The sequence below is a fragment of the Paenibacillus koleovorans NBRC 103111 genome, from assembly GCF_004000845.1.
Classification (GTDB): domain Bacteria; phylum Bacillota; class Bacilli; order Paenibacillales; family NBRC-103111; genus Paenibacillus_AA; species Paenibacillus_AA koleovorans.
Genome location: NZ_BIMA01000126.1, coordinates 1 through 19640 on the forward strand (window position 1 = coordinate 1; position 19640 = coordinate 19640).

Annotated in this window: 15 protein-coding genes; 13 read left to right on the top strand and 2 right to left on the bottom strand. The window is 58.1% G+C overall.

Features of this window, described 5'->3' with window-relative positions:
• Positions 1-103: 103 nt before the first annotated feature.
• Complete coding sequence (gene aspA / locus PKO02S_RS27235; protein ID WP_127588184.1) at positions 104-1534, bottom strand: aspartate ammonia-lyase; 1431 nt, start codon at positions 1532-1534, stop codon at positions 104-106.
• Between the two features lie 202 nt (positions 1535-1736).
• Between aspA and rnhA the strand changes: the two genes are divergently transcribed.
• The 7 genes from rnhA to PKO02S_RS27270 all read left to right on the top strand — a co-directional run bounded on the left by rnhA (position 1737) and on the right by PKO02S_RS27270 (position 9582).
• On the top strand, positions 1737-2399 hold the full coding sequence (gene rnhA, locus PKO02S_RS27240; protein ID WP_127588185.1) for a ribonuclease H: 663 nt from the start codon (positions 1737-1739) through the stop codon (positions 2397-2399).
• 132 nt (positions 2400-2531) lie between these two features.
• Positions 2532-3947, top strand: a complete 1416-nt coding sequence (locus PKO02S_RS27245) for a sensor histidine kinase (RefSeq protein ID WP_164821717.1) — start codon at positions 2532-2534, stop codon at positions 3945-3947.
• A 6-nt stretch (positions 3948-3953) separates the two neighbouring features.
• The gene (locus PKO02S_RS27250; RefSeq protein WP_127588187.1) at positions 3954-4664 is read left to right on the top strand and encodes a response regulator transcription factor; all 711 of its coding nucleotides are present in this window, start codon (positions 3954-3956) and stop codon (positions 4662-4664) included.
• Positions 4665-4750: 86 nt separating this feature from the next.
• A complete protein-coding gene (locus tag PKO02S_RS27255) occupies positions 4751-6355 on the top strand; it encodes a DUF2339 domain-containing protein (protein ID WP_164821718.1) in 1605 nt (534 codons plus the stop codon).
• Between the two features lie 84 nt (positions 6356-6439).
• Positions 6440-7438: an oxidoreductase gene (locus tag PKO02S_RS27260; RefSeq protein WP_127588189.1), complete on the top strand. Its 999-nt coding sequence runs from the start codon at positions 6440-6442 to the stop codon at positions 7436-7438.
• 723 nt (positions 7439-8161) lie between these two features.
• On the top strand, positions 8162-8896 hold the full coding sequence (locus tag PKO02S_RS27265) for a TetR/AcrR family transcriptional regulator (RefSeq protein WP_127588190.1): 735 nt from the start codon (positions 8162-8164) through the stop codon (positions 8894-8896).
• The gene (locus PKO02S_RS27270) at positions 8893-9582 is read left to right on the top strand and encodes an MBL fold metallo-hydrolase (protein WP_127588191.1); all 690 of its coding nucleotides are present in this window, start codon (positions 8893-8895) and stop codon (positions 9580-9582) included. Before PKO02S_RS27265 ends, PKO02S_RS27270 begins: the two co-directional genes overlap by 4 nt.
• A gap of 125 nt (positions 9583-9707) precedes the next feature.
• On the opposite strand, the gene PKO02S_RS27275 is transcribed toward PKO02S_RS27270, so the two are convergent.
• Entirely contained in the window at positions 9708-10619 is a 912-nt protein-coding gene (locus PKO02S_RS27275) for a helix-turn-helix transcriptional regulator (protein WP_127588192.1), read from the bottom strand.
• A gap of 94 nt (positions 10620-10713) precedes the next feature.
• Between PKO02S_RS27275 and PKO02S_RS27280 the strand changes: the two genes are divergently transcribed.
• From PKO02S_RS27280 to PKO02S_RS27305, 6 genes are all read left to right on the top strand, one after another.
• Positions 10714-12027, top strand: a complete 1314-nt coding sequence (locus PKO02S_RS27280; protein ID WP_127588193.1) for a M20/M25/M40 family metallo-hydrolase — start codon at positions 10714-10716, stop codon at positions 12025-12027.
• Between the two features lie 26 nt (positions 12028-12053).
• A complete protein-coding gene (locus tag PKO02S_RS27285) occupies positions 12054-13964 on the top strand; it encodes a beta-N-acetylhexosaminidase (RefSeq protein WP_164821719.1) in 1911 nt (636 codons plus the stop codon).
• Between the two features lie 26 nt (positions 13965-13990).
• Positions 13991-15232 carry an MFS transporter gene (locus PKO02S_RS27290; protein WP_164821720.1) on the top strand — a complete coding sequence of 414 codons (1242 nt, stop codon included), beginning with the start codon at positions 13991-13993 and terminating at the stop codon, positions 15230-15232.
• 155 nt (positions 15233-15387) lie between these two features.
• Complete coding sequence (locus PKO02S_RS27295; protein ID WP_127588196.1) at positions 15388-16161, top strand: metallophosphoesterase family protein; 774 nt, start codon at positions 15388-15390, stop codon at positions 16159-16161.
• Positions 16162-16500: 339 nt separating this feature from the next.
• Positions 16501-17913, top strand: a complete 1413-nt coding sequence (locus tag PKO02S_RS27300; RefSeq protein WP_127588197.1) for an MBOAT family O-acyltransferase — start codon at positions 16501-16503, stop codon at positions 17911-17913.
• A 28-nt stretch (positions 17914-17941) separates the two neighbouring features.
• Positions 17942-19489 (top strand): DHHW family protein, encoded by a 1548-nt coding sequence (locus PKO02S_RS27305; protein ID WP_127588198.1) that lies wholly within the window; start codon positions 17942-17944, stop codon positions 19487-19489.
• Positions 19490-19640 lie beyond the last annotated feature (151 nt).

Genomic DNA, 19640 nt, shown 5'->3' on the forward strand with positions numbered 1-19640 from the left:
CGGATTTTCGTGCTTAGAGGTTGCTAGCTGGGCTTCTGCTGCTCTGCAAGGCGGATTTCGTGCTTGCAGAGCGTCACTTTCCGCTTGGCCCCTCTTACGCCGCTCAACGCGCCTGCTCAGCCTCCTCGAGCAGCGCGGCGCCGGCGATGCCCGGGCTCGTCATCTCGTTCGGATCGAGGATGATCGCGAGCTCTTCCTCCGACAGCACATTGTATAGCAAGCACAGCTCCTTGACCGAACGGCCGGACGTAATCGCCTCCCGGGCGATCCGTGCGGACACCTCATAGCCCAGATGCGGGTTCAGGGCGGTCATGATGCCGACACTGCGGTCCACGTACCCCCTGCACACTTCCACATTCGCTTCAATCCCCTCCACACCGTACACCCGGAACACATGCATGACCTGCCGCATGATGCTCAGCGACTGGATTAAGTTGAACACAAGCACCGGCTCCATCACGTTCAACTCCAGCTGGCCGGCCTCGGAGGCGAGGCAGATCGTCGCATCGTTCCCGAACACTTGGAAAGCGACCTGATTGACGACCTCGCACATGACCGGATTCACTTTGCCGGGCATGATGGAGGAGCCTGGCTGCCGCGGCGGGAGGGTGATCTCGCCAAGGCCAGCCCGCGGTCCGGAAGCCATCAGCCGCAAGTCATTGGCGATCTTGGACAGGTTGATCATCGTAATCTTAAGGGCGGCGGACACCTCCGTGAAGGCGTCCGTATTTTGCGTCGCGTCCACTAGCTGCTCCGCCAGCACAAGGGGCAAGCCGCTATTCGCCGCCAGCCGTTCCGCTACCGCCGCGATATACGCGGGGTTGGCGTTCAGCCCGGTGCCGACGGCGGTGGCGCCCATGTTGATCGTGTACAGGTGCTCCCGAGACGCCGACACCCGCTTGATGTCGCGCGTCAGCACCGACGCGTAAGCCGCGAACTCCTGGCCGAGCCGAATCGGCACCGCGTCCTGTAAGTGGGTGCGTCCCATTTTGAGCACGCCATCGAACTGCGTAGCCTTGACCAGGAACGTATCCCTCAGCTGCTCCATGACCACGGTCAACTGCGCGATCAGCTCCAGTACGGCGATATGCACGGCGGTAGGGAACGCATCGTTGGTCGACTGCGCCATGTTGACATGCGTATTCGGGCTCAGCGCGAAATAATGGCCTTTGCGGTTGCCGAGCAGCTCAAGCGCCCGGTTGGCGATCACCTCGTTGGCGTTCATGTTGATCGAGGTGCCGGCGCCGCCTTGGATCGGATCCACAATGAACTGGTCGTGGTAGCGACCGTCGACGATTTCCTGCGCCGCTTGCACGATCGCTTCACCTAGCTGAGGCTGCAGCTGCCTCGTAGAGAGATTTGCTTCCGCCGCACTCTTTTTCACAATAGCCAAAGCTCGAATTAATTGCTCGTGGATGCGATAGCCGGTAATCGGGAAATTCTCCGCCGCGCGCATCGTCTGAATGCCGTAGTAGGCGTAGTCCGGCACCTCTTTTTCCCCGAGGAAATCCTTCTCCGTACGAAACTCGCTCATTTTGCTCCGTCTACCCTTTCTTCTCATGGTCGGTGGTTTGTTTCTATAGTGCCCATTATTTTGAAAACACCAAAAATTAAACCGAAAGGTGAAACTGGAAGTTACTGAACTTTCTTGTTTTCTATGGGAAGCCGGGCATATGATATACTGGTGAAATGGAGTTAAGCGGCAAATCATTCCGATTCGAGCTGAAGGAGCACTTATGGCGAAACAAAAATATTACGTAGTTTGGGAAGGCAAAGCCCCGGGGGTCTACAAGACATGGCCGGAATGCAAAAACCAAGTGGACGGCTTGCCGGACGCCAAGTACAAGTCGTTCGAGTCGCTGGAGGAAGCGAATGCGGCTTACAAGAAAGGCTGGAAAGGCATCTGGGGACGGGGAAGCGGCGCAGCCGGCGCTTCGTCGAAGACGAAGTCTGCCGGCGGCAGCTCCGCCAAGTCGGCTGCCGATGCAGGCGAGATCGACTACGACAGCATCTCCGTCGACGTAGGGACGCAGGGCAACCCCGGCCCTGTCGAATACAAGGGCGTGGACACCCGTACGGGCGAGGTGCTCTTCGCCGTCGGGCCGGTCCGCAAAGGGACGAACAACCTCGGCGAATTTCTCGCCATCGTACATGCGCTGGCCTACCTGAAGCAGCAAGGCAGCAAAAAAACCGTGTACACCGACTCCATGAACGCGTTGAAGTGGCTGAAGCAGAAATCCGTTTCGTCCACCCTGGTACGCGACGCCTCCACGCAGGAAATATGGGACCTGGTGGAACGCGCGGAACGTTGGCTGCAGACGAACAGCTACCCGAACAAAGTGCTGAAATGGCAAACCGATGTGTGGGGCGAGATTAAGGCGGACTACGGGCGCAAGTAGATTTCCAACCGGAAGCTCAAGGATTTCGACCTTGGATGCAGAATGACTATTGAATCGGCACCGACCACTACGCTCAGCACTATTGTCACCACTGCGCAACCGATAGACGCGACAGGAGAGAGGAGGTTCGGCATGTTATTCGTCTGGATCGCCCTGTGGGGGATCGGGCTGTTCCTGATCGTCAACGAGCCGCGGACGGCATCCATTCGCTGGTTGGCGCTGGTCACCCTTTTCGGCGGATCGGGGGCTCTTGCAGCCACGCTGGATGAAAGGTTTATTCCCGCCATCCAGCAGTCCATGAGCTACGCATCGCTGGAACCGTTCCTGTATCGGCTGCAAGCGACGGCTTCGCTCGCCTCCTATTACGGGGTTCCGTACGCGTTCTGCCTATATTCGCTGGCGTATCGGCCGATTCGCCGCCTGTCGCAATCCGGTTGGGGCAAGTGGCTCCCGGCCCTCCTCCTGCTTCCGGTTGTAGGCTTCCTTCTCTTCACGCCACCCTATAACGAGCTGTACCCCATTACTTTCCGCGCCGTAGTATGGTGGGCCGTGCCGCTGATGCTGTTCGGAGCGGCCAACATCCTTGTGCAGCGTCCGCAGCATCCAGCCTACCTCGCCACATACCGCATTGTAAGCCTAACGGTCCTTTTGCCGGTGCTGGTCTCGATGGTGCTCAATTATGTGCTTCCGAGCCTGGGCATGCTTAGAATGTGGATTTATAACACCTGGTTCGTGGGAGCGGGCGTCTGCCTGTTCGTCATCGGCCTGTCGACATACGGGTTTATGGGCATCCGGGTGTTTATCGATCGGCGCAGATTGGATTCGGCGTTTCGTGCGGTCACGAACGGGACGGTGCTGCTCAACCATTCGATGAAGAACGATGCGGCCAAGATGCGGTTATTCGGTCAGAAAATAAAAGAGCGGGCGGCTTCCTCCGGCGATCAAGAGCTGCTCGCGGACATCGAAGTGGTGCTGTCGGCTTCCCGGCATATGCAGGATATGATCGCCCGCGTCCATCGCAAGACGGAGGACCTGGTGCTTCGCCCCGAAACGACGGATGCAGCCGCCATGATCCGCGAAGTGCTGGATGCGCTCGCGCCGCAGATGAAAGGCATCACCCTGCACACCGACCTCGCCGAAGGATGGCGCTGCACGGTAGACAAGGCTCAGACTGCAGAAGCGATCGGGAACATAGTATCCAACGCCGTCGAAGCGATGCGCGGGCAAGGCAAGCTTGCCGTACAATGGCTCGAAGGGAAAAAGGAGCTGACGCTCCTCATCGTCGATAGCGGACCCGGGATGGATGCCGCGCAAGTGAGGCGCGCCTTGGATCCGTTCTATACGACCAAGTCGGGCAGCGGCACGAACTTCGGGCTGGGTCTGCCTTACGCGTATCAAGTGATGCGCAAGCATGGAGGCTCGCTGCATATCCGCAGCAAGCCTGGGGAAGGCACGCAAGTGATCCTGACCTTCCCCAAGCGGACGGTTCATGCGGAATTCGCTCCTCAATCTCAACACCAGCCGACCGGGCTGACAATGGAGGCCTAGTCGATAGTGGAACCCCGAGCGATTCAAGTATGGCTAGTGGAAGACGACGCGGATTGGCTGCGAGGTTTATCCGGCTATCTGCGCACGCAGAAGGACCTCGAGCTTGCTTTTACTTCCGACGATCCGGCCGCAGTGCGTGACAAGCTGAGAGAACAGGAAGCTGGCGCTCCGGACGTCGTGCTCATGGATATTATGCTTCACGGCGTGCCCGAGGGGATCGCTCTAGCGGAAGAGACCGTCACGCTGACCGGCGCCAGAGTCATTATGCTGACCTCGATGGAAGAACGCGATCTGATTCTCCGTTCGTTCCAGGCGGGGGCGCTCGACTACCGGATCAAAGCGGATTTCGAGTCGTTGCCGGACGCGATTCGCCAAGCGGCGGCCAAGGCTTCCCCGATCAGTCCCGAAGCGGCGGCCAGAATGCGCGAGGAGTTCAGACGGCTGAAGAAGCTCGAGCGAGAGTTCGAGGTGAGCCGGATGCGCGACAAAATTACCCCGTCCGAGCTGCAGCTGCTGGATCTGATCGATCAAGGCTACTCCCAATCGAAAATAGCCGACAAGCGGTTCGTCTCGATCCGCACGATTAAGAACCAGATCAACTTCATGCTCAAGAAGCTGCAGGTGTCCAGCTCGAGGGAAGCGGCGCGGCAGGTGAAGGAGCTCGGGCTGTTGGACGAGGCGAAACCGAATAGCGAGGAGAAGGATGGTACCAAATAAAGATGGTACTATTTTTTTTGCGCCAATTTTCTAAAATAAAGGCATGCAAGCGGGAATTACCCCCGAAATTCAGAGGAGGAATAAGCATGCAAACGCTGCTGTTCAGAAAACATTGGACGTCCTTTCTAGGTGTGTTGTTCGTCTTGGCTGCCTTCATTACGCTGTTCCGCTACTCGCTCGACCAGAACTGGATCACGAATCCGATCAAAATCGGCGCAGGGTTGCTCTGCGGCTTCGGGTTATCGCTTGGGGGCATTGCAGCATCGCTTAGGCTCGGTCAACGGACGGTCGGGGACATCCTCATCGGATTAGGCGCTTGTCTGCTGTATGCTACCTTTTCATTTTCCGGCATCTTCTTCGATCTGTGGTCGCCTTTGACGGTGTTGCTCTGCATGACGGCTGTGACGGTGTTGCTTGCCGTTTGGGCGTACCAATACAATTCTAGAATTGTTATGAATCTTGCCATTATCGGTGGGTTGCTTTCTCCTTTGCTCATGCGGCCGGAAACCGACCAGGTGTTCACGCTGTTCCTGTATCTGTTCGTGGTGAATGCGGCGTTTTTCTTCCTTAGCATCTCCAAAGGGTGGAGCGAGCTCCGGAGCGCCTCTTTTATAGGAACATGGCTCATTTACTGCGTGTACTTCCTGCACTTCAACCCGACGACGGAGGGCATTTGGACGATGCCGGTTCGTTATGCAACAGCTGCCTTCGTCTTTTATCTGATCGGATTTCTGTTCGCCTCCTGGAAAAACAATCGTGCCTTCGACGGCTGGAACTTATATCTTAGTCTTGTAAACGGAGTGCTGTTCAGCTGCTGGACCTTGTATTTGCTCGACGGCGATGTACCGATGGGGGCGCTGCTTGCTATTATCGGATTGGCTTTCACCATTACGGGGGCGATCGTATTCAAAGCTTCTCCGGCCTCGCTTACGTACTCCTTTACGCATGGTATTGGCGGTGTGCTGCTTATGCTTATTGCTGCGGGCCAGTTAGGCGACGGAATGGCGTCGAAGCCGCTCATCAACGTGTTCGTGTGGTCGCTGGTTGCGATGGCGTTGGCTGCTCTTGCTAGGTGGAAAAATTGGAAGCTGGCCGATGCCGCTGCGATCGCCATTTGGGCGATTGTCGGGACTTATTGGTATGCTGTTACCTGGACTACGCCTCGGGGAGAATGGTTCGGCGTCTATATTCCTTTCTTGAACTGGGGTGCCGTTTCGTGGATGCTGCTGGCCGCAACGGGCTTCTACTTCTCGCTTTACCGGAGCTTCCGTTTCGGAGACCAGTACGTAGACCGGTTTATGACCCATGTGTATGCTCTGCTAGCGCATCTGGTGGTCGGGGGACTGCTGACGGTTCAAATCGTGAATGCTTATGAAGAGTACGCAACCGGTAACTATGATACGCTTATGGATCTCACTTTGTCCTGTGTCTGGGGCGTCTACGCCTTGCTGCTCTTCCTGTGGGGAAGCTACTACAAGCAGGTGGTGTTCGTCGGTTTCGGCTCCCTTGTTCTCGTGGCGGTTGGCGTTAAGGCGATTTTCCTTGATCTGGATGGGGAGCAGGCGATCTATAAAATCGTGACTCTGCTCGTGCTAGGCGCTCTGTCGTTCGCGATCAGCTTGATTCGGAATAAGTGGACGGCGCCGCCAGCGACCGAGGAAAAAAGCGATCAAGCTCAAATACGCCCGTAACTATTCAAAAGGCGAGGGCTGAGGTATGCTAGGGGTACATGTCCATTCATTCGGTTTGGTTGGCAAATGGGAGGAGGAATGGTGATGGACGGTACCTTTAGAGCTTTGGTCGTGAGTAGGGACGCGGCTGGCGGGTTGGCAGTCGGCGTGCAGCAATTGAGGGTGCGCGAGGACTTGGCGGAAAACGACCTGCTGGTACGTGTAAGCTACTCCAGCGTCAATTATAAGGATGCGCTGGCCTGCAGCCCGAACGGCAATATAGTTAGGCGGTATCCGCATATCCCGGGGATTGATTTGGCCGGGACGGTAGTACGGAGCCGGGACGGGCGTTTCCGCGAAGGGGACGAGGTTCTTGTCACCGGATACGATCTGGGCGTCGGCCAGTACGGCGGCTACAGCGAATATGCTTCGATACCGGCCGACTGGGCGGTGCGGCTGCCGACCGGGCTGACCGCCAAGGAAGCGATGACGCTCGGAACGGCCGGCTTCACCGCGGCGCTGTCCGTGCTCGAGCTGCAGCAGAGCGGCGTGACGCCCGACCGCGGGCCGGTCGTCGTCACGGGGGCGACCGGCGGCGTCGGCAGCCTGGCCGTCGCGATGCTCGCGGGGCTCGGCTACGAAGTCGCCGCCAGCAGCGGCAAAGCCGAGCTCGCCGCCTACTTGCGCGAGCTCGGCGCGGCGCGTGTGCTGTCGCGGGAGGAGCTCGTGCCGGAGCAGCCTCGCCCGCTCGACAAGCAGCTGTGGGCCGGCGCTGTCGACTGCGTAGGCGGCAAGACGCTCGGCGCAGTGCTCAGCAGCACACGCTATGGCGGCGCCGTCGCGGCGAGCGGACTGACGGGCGGCACCGAGTGGACGGCGAGCGTGTTCCCGTTCATCCTGCGCAGCGTGCGGCTGATCGGCATCGACTCCGTGCAGACGCCGATGGAAACGCGTCTTGCCGTGTGGGAGCAGCTCGCCTCCGCGATGAAGCCGGTCGGGCTCATCGAGCGGATCGCGACGGAAATTGAGCTTGAGCAGGTGCCGGACGCGGTGCGGCTGCTGCTGGCGGGCCAGTCGCGTGGCCGCCTGGTAGTTAGGTTGTAAGAGTAAAGCCCCATTCTCACATCGGTGATGGAGAATGGGGCTTGTTTTCTGGTCCGACTTTCCTGACTACCATCTGTCCTGATGGGGATAGGAAGGCGAGCAGCTTGATTACTGGAGAATGGAGGTCAGTGGGGAGAATAAACCGTACCTTTTCCTCGCCCTCTGCGTTGGAGCACAACCTTCTCTTGCTCAGCCAGTAACCAAGCGCCAGTTGAACACTATTCGTCGGAAGTCACAACGGTATGAACCAACCTTCGCCCCTTATGAACCATTTTTCGCAAGCCAGCTCCGAAATCCCCCACTATGAACACCCTGCTGCACGCTGGTGACGGAAATTAGGTTCATATGCTATGAACCTAGATTCACAGGGGTCAATCCGCTGTAGCTGTAGAGGATTTGTACAACTGCATCCAAAAACGGGCTATTTTCGCAGTCCAAGTATAAAAAATGGACATCTGAACCGCTAAAATCAGTTTCAGCTGTACAAAGCTTGTACATCAGAGCCCCGAAAAAGCCCAATTCGGTTCCTAGTTGTATAAACCTTCTACATCAGGACGGCAAGCTCGCCATGTGGGTGTAGCGAGTCGTTAGGGAGCATTGATCCCCAACCTAGCCGCTTATATGACATTGCATATTGACAACGTTACTAACCGGCGGTTATATTATAACCACAGGTTAGTAACCGTTGGTTACATATTGCCATGCAAAGGAGACCTCAAATCGATGCCCAGAACCCGACAAGAACAGCGCTCGGAAGAAACAAAGAAAAATATCGTCGACGCGGCGGAGAAGCTATTCTCCGAACACGGCTATGAGGCGGTCACGATGCGCGAGATCGCGAAGGAAGCGGGCTGCTCGCATACGACGATCTACATTTATTTCAAAGACAAGGAGGCGCTGCTGCATCAGCTGTCCGTCCCGCCGCTCGAGCGGCTGAAGCGCAGCTTGCAGGACATCCTAGAACGGAAGCCGGAGCAGTCCCCAGCCGACACCGAACCCACCAACACCAACGCTAACACCAACGCCAACGACAGTGTTAACGCTAACGCCAACGCCAACGACAGTGCGGCCGCAGACGCTTGCCTGAATCGGATGACGCTCGAAGTGATCCGGTTTTGCCTCACACACCGAACGATGCACTCCATTTTTTTCACTGTGAAATCAGTAAGGGTCGATGCGGCGGAGCCGATCTCGGAGCTTAATCAGCTTCGCACGGTGCTGTTCGGACAACTGAGGCAGGGTGTGAGGGAGTGCCTACCCTACGTCACCGACGACGAATTGCTTGCATGCAGCCGGGTTTACTTCTACATGCTGCTCGGTATCGTGAGTACCTATGTGAACTCGGAGGAAACCGCAGACGAGCTGATGGGGCGGCTGAACGACACTTTCCAATCGGCGATATCGGCGCTGTTGTACGGCTGGCGGACCCAATACGAGAGAGGAGCGGATCGAACATGAAGGTACAGAAAATCTCGGATCATATTTGGAGCTTGGGGATTTGGGTGGTCATACCGGTGCATATATGGCTAGTGGAGGAGGAGGACGGGTTCACGCTTGTCGACGCGGGGATCCCGATGATGGCGAAAGGTATCGGAAAGGCGATCCAAGAAATTGGAGCTGGCCTCAAACCGTTAAAGCAAGTTTTGCTGACGCACGGGCATTCCGATCATGTCGGGGCGATTCTGAAGCTCCGCGAAGCGCATCCGGATGTGCCCGTGTACGTCCACCGCCTCGAGCTCCCCCATATGGAGGGCCGACAACCGTATCCCGGGCGCAAGAAAGCGGCTGCCAGCTTGCCGCCCGGTCTGGCGCAGCCGCTGCCGGAATCGGCGGACGGGAGCCTCCTTCCGGTAAGCGGCTTGACGCCGTACCACACCCCAGGCCATGCGCCGGGCCATGTCGCATACTACCACGAAGCCGATCGCGTCCTGCTTGCCGGCGATCTGTTCACGTCCAGACGAGGCCGGCTCCATCGCCCGATGCCGATGTTCACGGCGGACATGTCGGAGGCGTTCCGCAGCGGCGCGATCATCCGCGAGCTGCGCCCCGAGCGACTCGAGGTGTGCCACGGCGCATCGGTGATCCACCCCGCCGATCACTGGGACGATTACGCCAGAGCGATGAAGGCGAAGTACAACGTGTAACCGCGCAACCCAACCTCAAAAACCCGGACCGCTTCAATAGGCGGTTCGGGTTTTTCCAAATATGCGAGACTATATAGTCCAACTGATTGGATACCGGGTGTCTGTCAAGCATCGGGCAAGCGATGCTACAGTAAGGGAGGATGCAGCGCGCCGCCGCCGATGCCGCCGGCCAATCCGGTGCGGAACGCTTGCGCCGATGTGGCGGCGATTTTGCGGAACAGGCGGGAGAAATAGGCGGCATCCTCGAACCCGAGCATCTGCGCGATCTCCTTGATCTGCAGAGACGTATGCCGCAGCAGTTTCTTAGCCTCGTCCACCTTGAGCCGGTTGACATAATCGTTGAGCGGGAAGCCTGTATTGTGCAGCACAATGCGCCGCAAGGTGGAGCGGGAGATGTGGCAAGCCTCCCATACCTCCCGCTCGTTCCAGGGCTGGTATAGACGGCCGGCGATCGTCTCCAGCACGCGGAGCACGAGCTCCTGCTTGGCGGGAAGCCCTGCGGCCGTCTTCAAGCTGTAGTGCGCCTGCGAGAAATCATAGACGAGCGATTCCAGCAGCAGAGCGGCGCGGTCCGCATTGTCCGGCATCCCGCTCTCCAGGGCGGCGCCGATCGCCTCGAGCTTGCTCACCCAGAGCGGATCGAGCCCGACCTGCATGATCGGATCGTCCTTGCGCACCAGCCCGCAGTCGAGCCATTCCTGGACGCGGGAGCCTTCGAAGACGACATAATATTCGTCCCAGCCGTCGGGACTCGTCGGTCCGAACCGGTAAGGCTGCTCCGGCCATTCCAAGAACAGACTGCCGGCCTCCAGCCGCATGGGGGGCTCGTCGCCTACCTGCAAGTACCCGCTGCCGCGGGAAATATATGTGAAGGCGTGCATCTTTCCATAATACAGATCCCGCAGGAGGGTTCTCCCCGGGAGATGCCCAAACTGACGGATCGTCAAGCTTTTGAGCTTCAGCTTGGAGCGGTCGACCTTGAGGTCGACGATCTGGATCGGCAGCGGGCCGATCTGATGGTTCATAAATTTGGCCATGCCCGGCGGTCAGCCTCCTGCTCGAATGACGGTATGAGGATAGTGTAAGGGACGCTGCAGGGAAATTCAATGGCAAGCCAAGGAGGATAAAGCAATGGAAAATAGGATAAAGACGGGCCGGGACGTGCAAGCCGAAATACAAGCTTGGGTCCGAACGCACGAGGACGCCACAGTAGAGCTCATCTCGAAGCTGGTGAGCTTCGATACGGTCAATGGCGTATTGACCGGCACGGAGAAGGAGCTGCAGCTATATCTCCAGCAGGTCATGGAACAGTACGGGCTTGCCACCGATCTGTTCTCGCCCGAGGAAGTTCCGGGCTTCCGCGAGCACCCGGCTTACTTCCCGGGCAAAGACTACTCCGACCGGCCCAATCTGGTCGGCCTTCATCAAGGGCAAGGAGGCGGTCGCTCCCTCGTGTTCTCGAGCCACGTCGACACGGCCGTCGTGGCGGCGGGCTGGGAGCGCGACCCTTGGACCGCCGAGCGGGAGGGCGACCGGCTGTACGGGCTGGGCACATTCGACATGAAGGGCGGCTTGGTCGCCTCCCTCATGGCGCTGCGCTGCCTCATCGAGCTCGGACTGCCGCCGCTCGGCGACGTGAGCATCGAGTCCGTCGTCGACGAGGAGTTCGGCGGCGCCAATGGGACGCTCGCGTGCCGGCTGCGAGGCCGTCCGGCCGACGCCGCGATCATTCCCGAGCCGTCGAACCTCGCCGTCTACCCGGCCTCCAAGGGCGGAGCGCTCTGGCGGGTAGCGTTCCGCGGCACGACGGGGTTGTCGTTCAGCGGGGAGACCGTCATCAACCCGACCCTCGCCGCCTCGAAGTTCATCGTCTTCCTCGATGAGTACGAGCGGGAGCGCGGCAAGGCGGGCGGCCCTGCTCCCTATTACACCGACGACCGGCAATTGCCTGCGATCGTCACCCGAGTGGAGGCCGGCGACATGCAGGCGCTGCTGAACGATGTCGGCCCCAGCACGTGCAGCGTGGACATTTGGGTCGAGTGTCATCCCGGGGTGACGGAGGAGCAGCTGCAGGCTGAGCTGCTGCAACGTTTCGGCGAGCGGTTCGGCGAGCATCTGATTCAGGGTGAATACGCGCCGACGTTCACTAAGATGATTCGCTTCCTGCCGGGCTCGGAGGTCGAACCGGAATTCCCGCTTATTGGCATGCTGGCCCAACTGACGGAACGAGTGACCGGCCGGCAGTCGGACGTCACGGGAGCGCCGTTCGCTTGCGACGCCTTCATGTTCAACCTGTACAGCCCAACCAAGGCAATCATCTTGGGACCGTCGGGGGCGAACGCGCATGCCCCGGATGAATATATCGAGGTGCCGGCTTTGCTGCAATTAGTCGAGTTATATGCGCTGGCGATCGTGGAATGGTGCGGAGTAGCCGAGACCGCCTGACAAAACAAAAGGAGCGTGTGAAGAAAATGAACAACAACAACCCGGTATTGCGGATACAGCTGAAAGGGCAGCTTGCGGAGCTTAGGCAGGGGGTAGCCGTACTTGCGCCTCAACTAGGGATCGAGCTGGCGGAGGACGGTTTGCCGGTCGCGGTCGAGCAGATTGCCGACAATCGGATCGAAGTCGCCTATCGGAACGGCGCCGCTGTCATCCGCTATCCACGACGCATTCATTTTTTCCGCGCGCTCGGTTTGCTGATTGAACAGCTAAGGGCGGGGGCGGACGAGTTCGCTTTGGAGGAAACGCCGCAGTTCGAGATGAACGGTCCGATGTTCGACGTGTCGCAGGGCGGCGCGGTACTGACGACGGATAGCGTCAAGACGTTTCTTCGCCATCAGGCACTGATGGGACTGGATATGATCATGCTGTACGCGGAAGACAGCTATGACGTGAAGGAGCAGCCATATTTCGGCTATATGCGGGGGCGCTACTCCCAAGAAGAAATCCGGGATCTGGACGATTACGCCTATCAGCTCGGCATCGAGATGATCCCGTGCATTCAGACGCTCAGCCATCTGGAGGATGTGCTGAAATGGCCGGCCTTCCGCGACATTCGCGACGACAAGGAAACGATGCTGGTCGGTTACGAGCGCACCTACGAATTCGTGGAGCAGCTGATCGTGACGGCGATGGCGCCGATGCGGACGAAGCGGATCCATATCGGCATGGACGAAGCGTGGAATCTGGGGTTAGGCGAATATTTGAACCAGAACGGCTATCATACGAAATTCGACATTATGAACGAGCATCTGGCGCGAGTGCTGCAAATTACCGAAAAGCACGGCCTTACGCCGATGATGTGGAGCGACATGTACTTCCGCGCGGGGTCCAAGAAAGGCGCTTATTACGACCGCGACTGCGTCATTCCGGACGAAGTGATTGAGGCTATGCCGAAAGGCGTGCAGCAAGTATACTGGGATTATTACCACTATGACGAAGACTTCTACACCGACTGGATCAACCGGCACAAAAAATTCGGCTCGACCCCGGTCTTCGCCGGCGGCATCTGGAACTGGCGCGGCTTTGTGCTGAATTATGGCGCTACTTTCGCTTCCACGAATGCCGCGCTCAACGTCTGCAAGCGGGAAGGAGTCACCGAGATCATCGCGACCTTATGGGGCGACGACGGTACCGAATGCGACTGGTGGTCCGCCTTGCTCGGCCTGCAGCTGTTCGCCGAGCACGGCTATGCGGAGCAACTGGACGAGGAGAAGCTGAAGCGGCGGTTCGCTTTCTGTTCCGGCGGGGCTAGCTACGACGACTTCATGGACATCCGGCTCGTCGACGAGACGCCGGGCATCTCGCCCGGCAACCTGGAGACGACCAACGTGTCGCGCTCCTTGCTCTGGCAAAACCCGATGCAGGGGCTGTTCGACTACAACATCCGCGGCTACGGGCTGGGCGAGCACTATGCCGGGCTGGAGAAGAAGCTATCGCTCTATGCGGATCGCAACGGCGACTATGGCTTCGTGTTCGAGCTGCTGCGACGGCTTTGCGACGTGCTGGCGCTGAAGGCGGAGATGGGCATCCGCCTGACCGACGCGTATGCGGCCGGTGACAAGGGCGAGCTGGATCGGATCCGCACCGCCGAGCTGCCGGAGCTTACCGTGCGCGTGAAGGCGCTGCACAAATACCACCGCCAATGCTGGCACCGCACGAACAAAACGTTCGGCTGGGACATCATGGACCTCCGCTACGGAGGATTGCTCCTTCTGCTCGATACCGCTGTCCACCGGCTAGGTGACTATCTGGACGGCACGGTGGCAACGCTCGAGGAGCTGGAGGAGACGCGGCTCTCCTTCAACGGCAAGGATGGGCCGGCCGACTGCTACTTCTATCAATTCATGCCGACGGCCACCCGAATTGCGCGAGTTTAATTCAACCGGAAGGACAGGGATCCGCATTGGAGCCTGCAACAGCACAGACGAACGCTCGAGCGCTGCGCAACGGACATTATGAAATCATTACTTCGGCGATTGTAGCCAATTTGCTGATCGGTCCTTACTTGGCCGGCTTCCTGCTCTATCTGGGCGCAGGAGCCGGCCAGATCGGCTTTATCACCGCTTTGCCGCTGCTGATGAACGCCATCATTGTCATTCCGTCGGCTTTTCTGATGGAGAAATATACGAACCGCTACAAGACGGTATTTATCACGGTGCTGGTGTACCGACTACTGTTCTGCGCGGCCGGACTGATCCCGTTCCTCGTGCCGGCGGACTGGAGGGTCGGCGTGTTTATCGTCGTCTTCCTCCTCGTCTGTGTGGCCGGCTCGATGTCTTCGGCTCCGTTCAATACGCTGCTGGCCGACATGGTGCCTCCGTCCATGCGCGCCTCCTACCTCGGCATCCGCTTCTCCATAATGGGGGCGGCCGGTTCCATCACGCTGCTGATCGCCGGCTGGGGCCTCGACCGCATGTCGCAGAAGACCGGGTTCGCCATGCTGTTCGCCGTCGCGGGCGTCGTGTCGATCATTAACATGATCCATATCGGCCGCTATCCGAACATTCCCTACAAACCTTCGGACAACGGCATCACGCTCAAATATTTGCTCAAGCCGCTTCGCGACAAGTCGTTTCTCGCTTCCATTCTGTTCGTCTCGTTCTGGGTCATGGCGCAGGGGAGCACGGTGTCGATGTTCAGCTATGCGATGATTGACATTATGCATGTCCGCTACGAGTGGGTCGGCATCTCCAACACGCTGCTCGCGGCCGTCTCGATCATTGCCTACGCCGTCTGGGGCAAGCTCAACACGAGATGGAGCAACCGCAAGCTGCTGCTGTGGGTGTTTCCGCTCAATGCGGTCTCTATTATGCTTTGGGGCATTCAGGCGTTCTTGTCCGTCGAGGCGATGCTGATCGTCGTCTACATTTTCCTCGGCGTCAGCATGGCGGGGTTCCAACTGCTCGTGTTCAACTTCATCATCAGCGACACGCCGGAGCGGGAGCGTCCGATGTATTTCGCCGTCTATGCAACGATCTCGGGGCTGTTCGGTTTTTTCGGTCCGGTGCTGGGCGGCTTGGTGTTCGGTTGGATGGATGGGGCGCCGCTTTGGATGCAGGAATACGGCTTCTTCATGGGAGTCGGCTGCGTGATGCTGCTGGCTTCGCTGACGGTTTCGTTCCGCGTGTTTAGCGAGAAGGAGTAAAGGGTCAGGGCTTGCGGATGGGTAAAAAAGGATATCGGGTTTACACGAGAACATATGTTTGATATACTTGAGGCGTTGGTAATTACTTCTAGTGGTAAGATGGTCGGGACTCCGGCAGTCTGGATTGCAGAAAACGTTGGCGGGGGTAAGAGAAGTTGAGATTAGCGGTCATTTCAGATACGCATGGGAATGCTACGGCTTTTGAGGCGGTGATTAAAGACCTTACCCTGCAAGGCCCGGATGCGGTTGTATTCCTTGGCGATGTCGGTATGCGCGGTCCAGAACCTCAAGCGTGCATCGACTTGTTGAAGGCGTTGGAGCCGTTGACGGTGCTGCGAGGAAACCATGACAACAAGTATACAAGATTTCCTCAGCCGGGCTGGCAGCCGAACACATATAAGAAGGAGCTGCTCTTGCGCTCGTTTGAATACGATTGCGAGAACATCAACCATGCGGATCAGCTGTGGTTAGCTAACCTGCCTAAACAATTTCTGTGTGAGTTCGAAGGGGTCGCGACCGAGATGTATCACGCAACTCCAACCTCCCTGATAGATATCGTGTATCCTTGGGCTACGGCAGAAGAGCTCGAGAAACTTTATCAACATGAACAAACCCAATTGGTGCTGTACGGTCATTCCCACCATGCTTGCGTAAGGACGGGGAAAGGCAAATTAATCGTGAACAGCGGCAGCATAGGTTTGCCTTTCGATGGAGATAACCGGGCCAGCTATGCGCTAGTTGATTTTGACAGGCAAGATATTGCCGTCCAGTTAAGGCGAGTCACTTATGATATAGAGAAAGCGATAGGAATTGCAAGAGAGCGGAGCATGCCGGATCTTGGTTCTTTTGAGTATGCGCTCCGGTTTGCGAAGTACCCCTATAATGCCGCTGTAGGCCTTTCTACAGGGGCAAATAGCGATATGGCCTAGTTACTACTTATGTGCTGTGACAGGTGGAACGGCCGGCCGAGTGCGATGTAGGGTAATTAGGCGGTTTTTCCACACCTAATCGCCTAAAATAAGGCTTTTGGCCAAATGAATATGGTTTTTCGCCTATCATTCTCAAGCTGACCTAAGTTGTAACTATGGGTTAGCATTATTTTCCTACGAGAGTGCCCGGTTTGCTCAAGCCCATTGGATGGAGTGTCCTCTGCACACACCGCTGCCCTCATTGTCGCTTCCTGCCGAAAAAAGGAGTTTGCCCAGCCGCGTAGAATTAGGAGGAGGATGCGAAAATCGGGTTAGCTACAGCCAAAGGAGCGTTACAGCTTGGTCTTCTCCAGCCTCATCTTCCTCTACTTGTTCCTGCCGCTTCTGCTCGCCACCTACTTCTTGGCCCGAAGCATCGCGTACCGCAACTGGGTGCTGATCGTGTTCTCGTTCGTCTTCTATGCCTGGGGGGAGCCCGTCTGGGTGCTGCTGCTGCTCGGCTGTGCCTTCGTCGGCTATGGCTTCGCCCTGCTGATCGAACGATACCGCGGGACCCGTCTCGCCAAGCTGCTGTTCGTCATTTCCATCACGCTCAACATCGGCATTCTCTGCTATTTCAAATATACCGGCTTCCTGCTGGACAACCTCGGCACATGGCTTCATGTTTCTATTCCTTACCACGACGTCGGTTTGCCGATCGGCATTTCCTTTTTCACCTTCGAGATCATCTGCTACACCGCGGACGTGTACAAAGGAACGATCAAAGCGCCGAAGTCGCCCACCCAAATGCTGCTCTACGTCTCGTTTTTCCCGCATCTCGTGGCCGGCCCGATCATCCGGTTCACCGACATTGAGGAGCAGATCCGCCACCGCGTATTCTCGCTCAGCCAGTTCTCCGACGGCATCAACCGTTTTATGATCGGTCTCGGCAAAAAGGTCCTTATCGCCAACAGCCTGGGGGAAAGCGTGTCCGCCGTCATGGACGGAGGCGGGGGAGGCGCCAGTGTGCTAGGGGCATGGTTTGGCATCACGCTGTTCGCACTGCAGATCTATTTCGATTTCTCGGGCTATTCCGACATGGCGATCGGGCTGGGCAAAATGTTCGGGATCACGCTTCGCGAAAACTTCAATTACCCGTACATCTCGAGGTCGGCGTCCGATTTCTGGAGGCGGTGGAACATTTCGCTCGGAGGCTTCTTCCGCGACTACGTCTACATTCCGCTCGGCGGCAACAAACGCATGTACTTGCGTAACTTGTTCGTCGTCTGGTTTCTGACCGGCTTCTGGCACGGAGCGAGCTGGAATTTTATTATTTGGGGCTTGTACTTCGGGCTGCTGATTTACTTGGAGCGGGCGTTTCTGGATCGGGTGTTCCGCGCGCTGCCTGTCTGGGTGTCCCATCTGTATTTGCTCGTAGCGATGCTGGTGGGCTGGGTGTGGTTTTATTTCACCGATCTCTCGGCAGGCGTCCGCCACCTGGGACAAATGTTCGGTTTCGCCGGCGTGCCATGGAGCTCGGTGGAGCTGGGCATCTTTTTCCGCGACAATGCGGTGATTTTCGCGATCGGCATCGTGTTCTCTACGCCGGTGTTCGGCTGGCTGGCCGGGCAGCTGAGCGAGCGGTTCGGCATGCGGCGGTTTGTCGACGGAGCGAAGGGGTTGGCGCCGTTGCGCAATTTGGTGTTGTTGGCGGCGGCGACGGCGCTGCTTGTGGGCAGCACATACAATCCGTTCCTGTACTTCCGTTTCTAATCCGTGGACCGAGGGGAGTGAGCCGTTGATGCGGAAAATGAATTTGCTGCTGTTTTTGGTACCGGTGTTTGCTATGTTCGTGCTGAACTTGGCGATGCCCAAAGGACCGGAAATATCGGAGCTGGAAAAACGGTCGCTGAAGCCTTTCCCGTCGTTCACGATGGGGAAGCTGTTCGACGGAAGCTACTTTAAGGAGTTCGACGACTATTTCGCCGATCATTTCGTGTTCCGCAGCCCGCTGGTCCAGGCGGGTGCGCAGCTGAAGGAGCTGCGCGGGCTGCAGGGCGAGGAGCAGGTGTCGATCGTCGTGCAGAAGGGCAATAACATGTTCAAGGACCAGGCGAAAGGGAGTGGAGGCGCTGGCGCCGGGGCCAACGCGGGAACGAGCGGCGGGCAAGGGGGCTCAGCGGGCACCGCGGCGGGGACAGGCGCGACCGGGACGGCGGCTTCCGGGGCAACAGGAGCGGGCGGCGGCACCGCGGCAGGAGGCGACACCGCGGCTCGAAGCGGCGGGGGAGAGCCGGCATCGTCGGTCGCGTCGGCGACGACTGCGCCGGGCGGGGACGCTGCTTCGCCTCAGCCGTCTAGCGGCACGGCGGATGCGGGCGCCGGCGGAGGTGCCTCCGTGCCCGCCAACGCCGGGGCGAAGCCTGCTCCGGCGGAGTCGCCGGCTCCCGGGGCCAAGGAGGGCGTGCAGGATACCGAGTACGAGCGCTACCTGGTGCTGAAGGACCGTGCCATGACTCTGTTCGAGTATGCGCCTTCCTCCGGCGAGAAGTTCGCCCAGGTAATCAATCGGTTCCAGCAGCAGCTCGACCCGAAGGTGCGCGTGTACGATATACTAGTGCCTTCGCCGGTCGAGTTTATTAGCGACGCGAAGTATCGCTCGCTCTCCTCCTCGCAGAAGGCTTCGATTAACCAGGTGAATAAATTTTTTAATAGTAAAGTGACGCCGATCGATGCGCTGGGCGAGCTGAACAAACACGCCTCGGAGTATATTTATTTCCGGACGGACCATCACTGGACGCAGCTCGGCGCCTACTACGGGTACAAAGCGTTCATCGAACGAATCGGCGAGAAGGCGGTGCCGCTCGACCAATTCGAGACCGGGGAGCTGCCCGGTTATCTTGGTAGCGCCTATTCCGCGACGCTGGATCCGAATCTCAAGAAAAACCCGGACACGATTAAGATCTACAAGCCAAACGTACCCTACGATTACACGCTGTATTGGGAAGACGACCACCCGCTGAAGCGCAATGTAGTCGATCTCGAATACGCCACGCATGGAGGCGGGGGTTATCAGGTATTCCTGGAGGGCGACAGTCCCTGGGGGCATATCGAGACGGAGAATAAGAACGGGAAAAAGCTGCTGCTAGTGAAAGATTCGTACGGCAGTCCGTTTATTCCGTTCCTGCTACCGCATTTCGAGCATATTTATTTCGTCGATCCGCGACATTACTGGGGCTCCATCTTGCAGTTCGCAGCGGACAAGGAGATCACGGACCTGTTGTTCATCAACGGGATTGCGGCGGTATCGCATGACGGGTACGTCGAGCTGCTGCTGTCAAAAGAGTAAACGCGAAAAGCGGTTGAGCACAAACGCCGAAGGGATTTCGAGTTCGAAGCATAAGGGGGAGTTGCGGAGCCGGGTTCGCACAGCCCATCTGGAATAAGCCGCTCGAATTCGGCAAATTCGGCCTACAGACACCGTGCTGCGAGGCGGCATC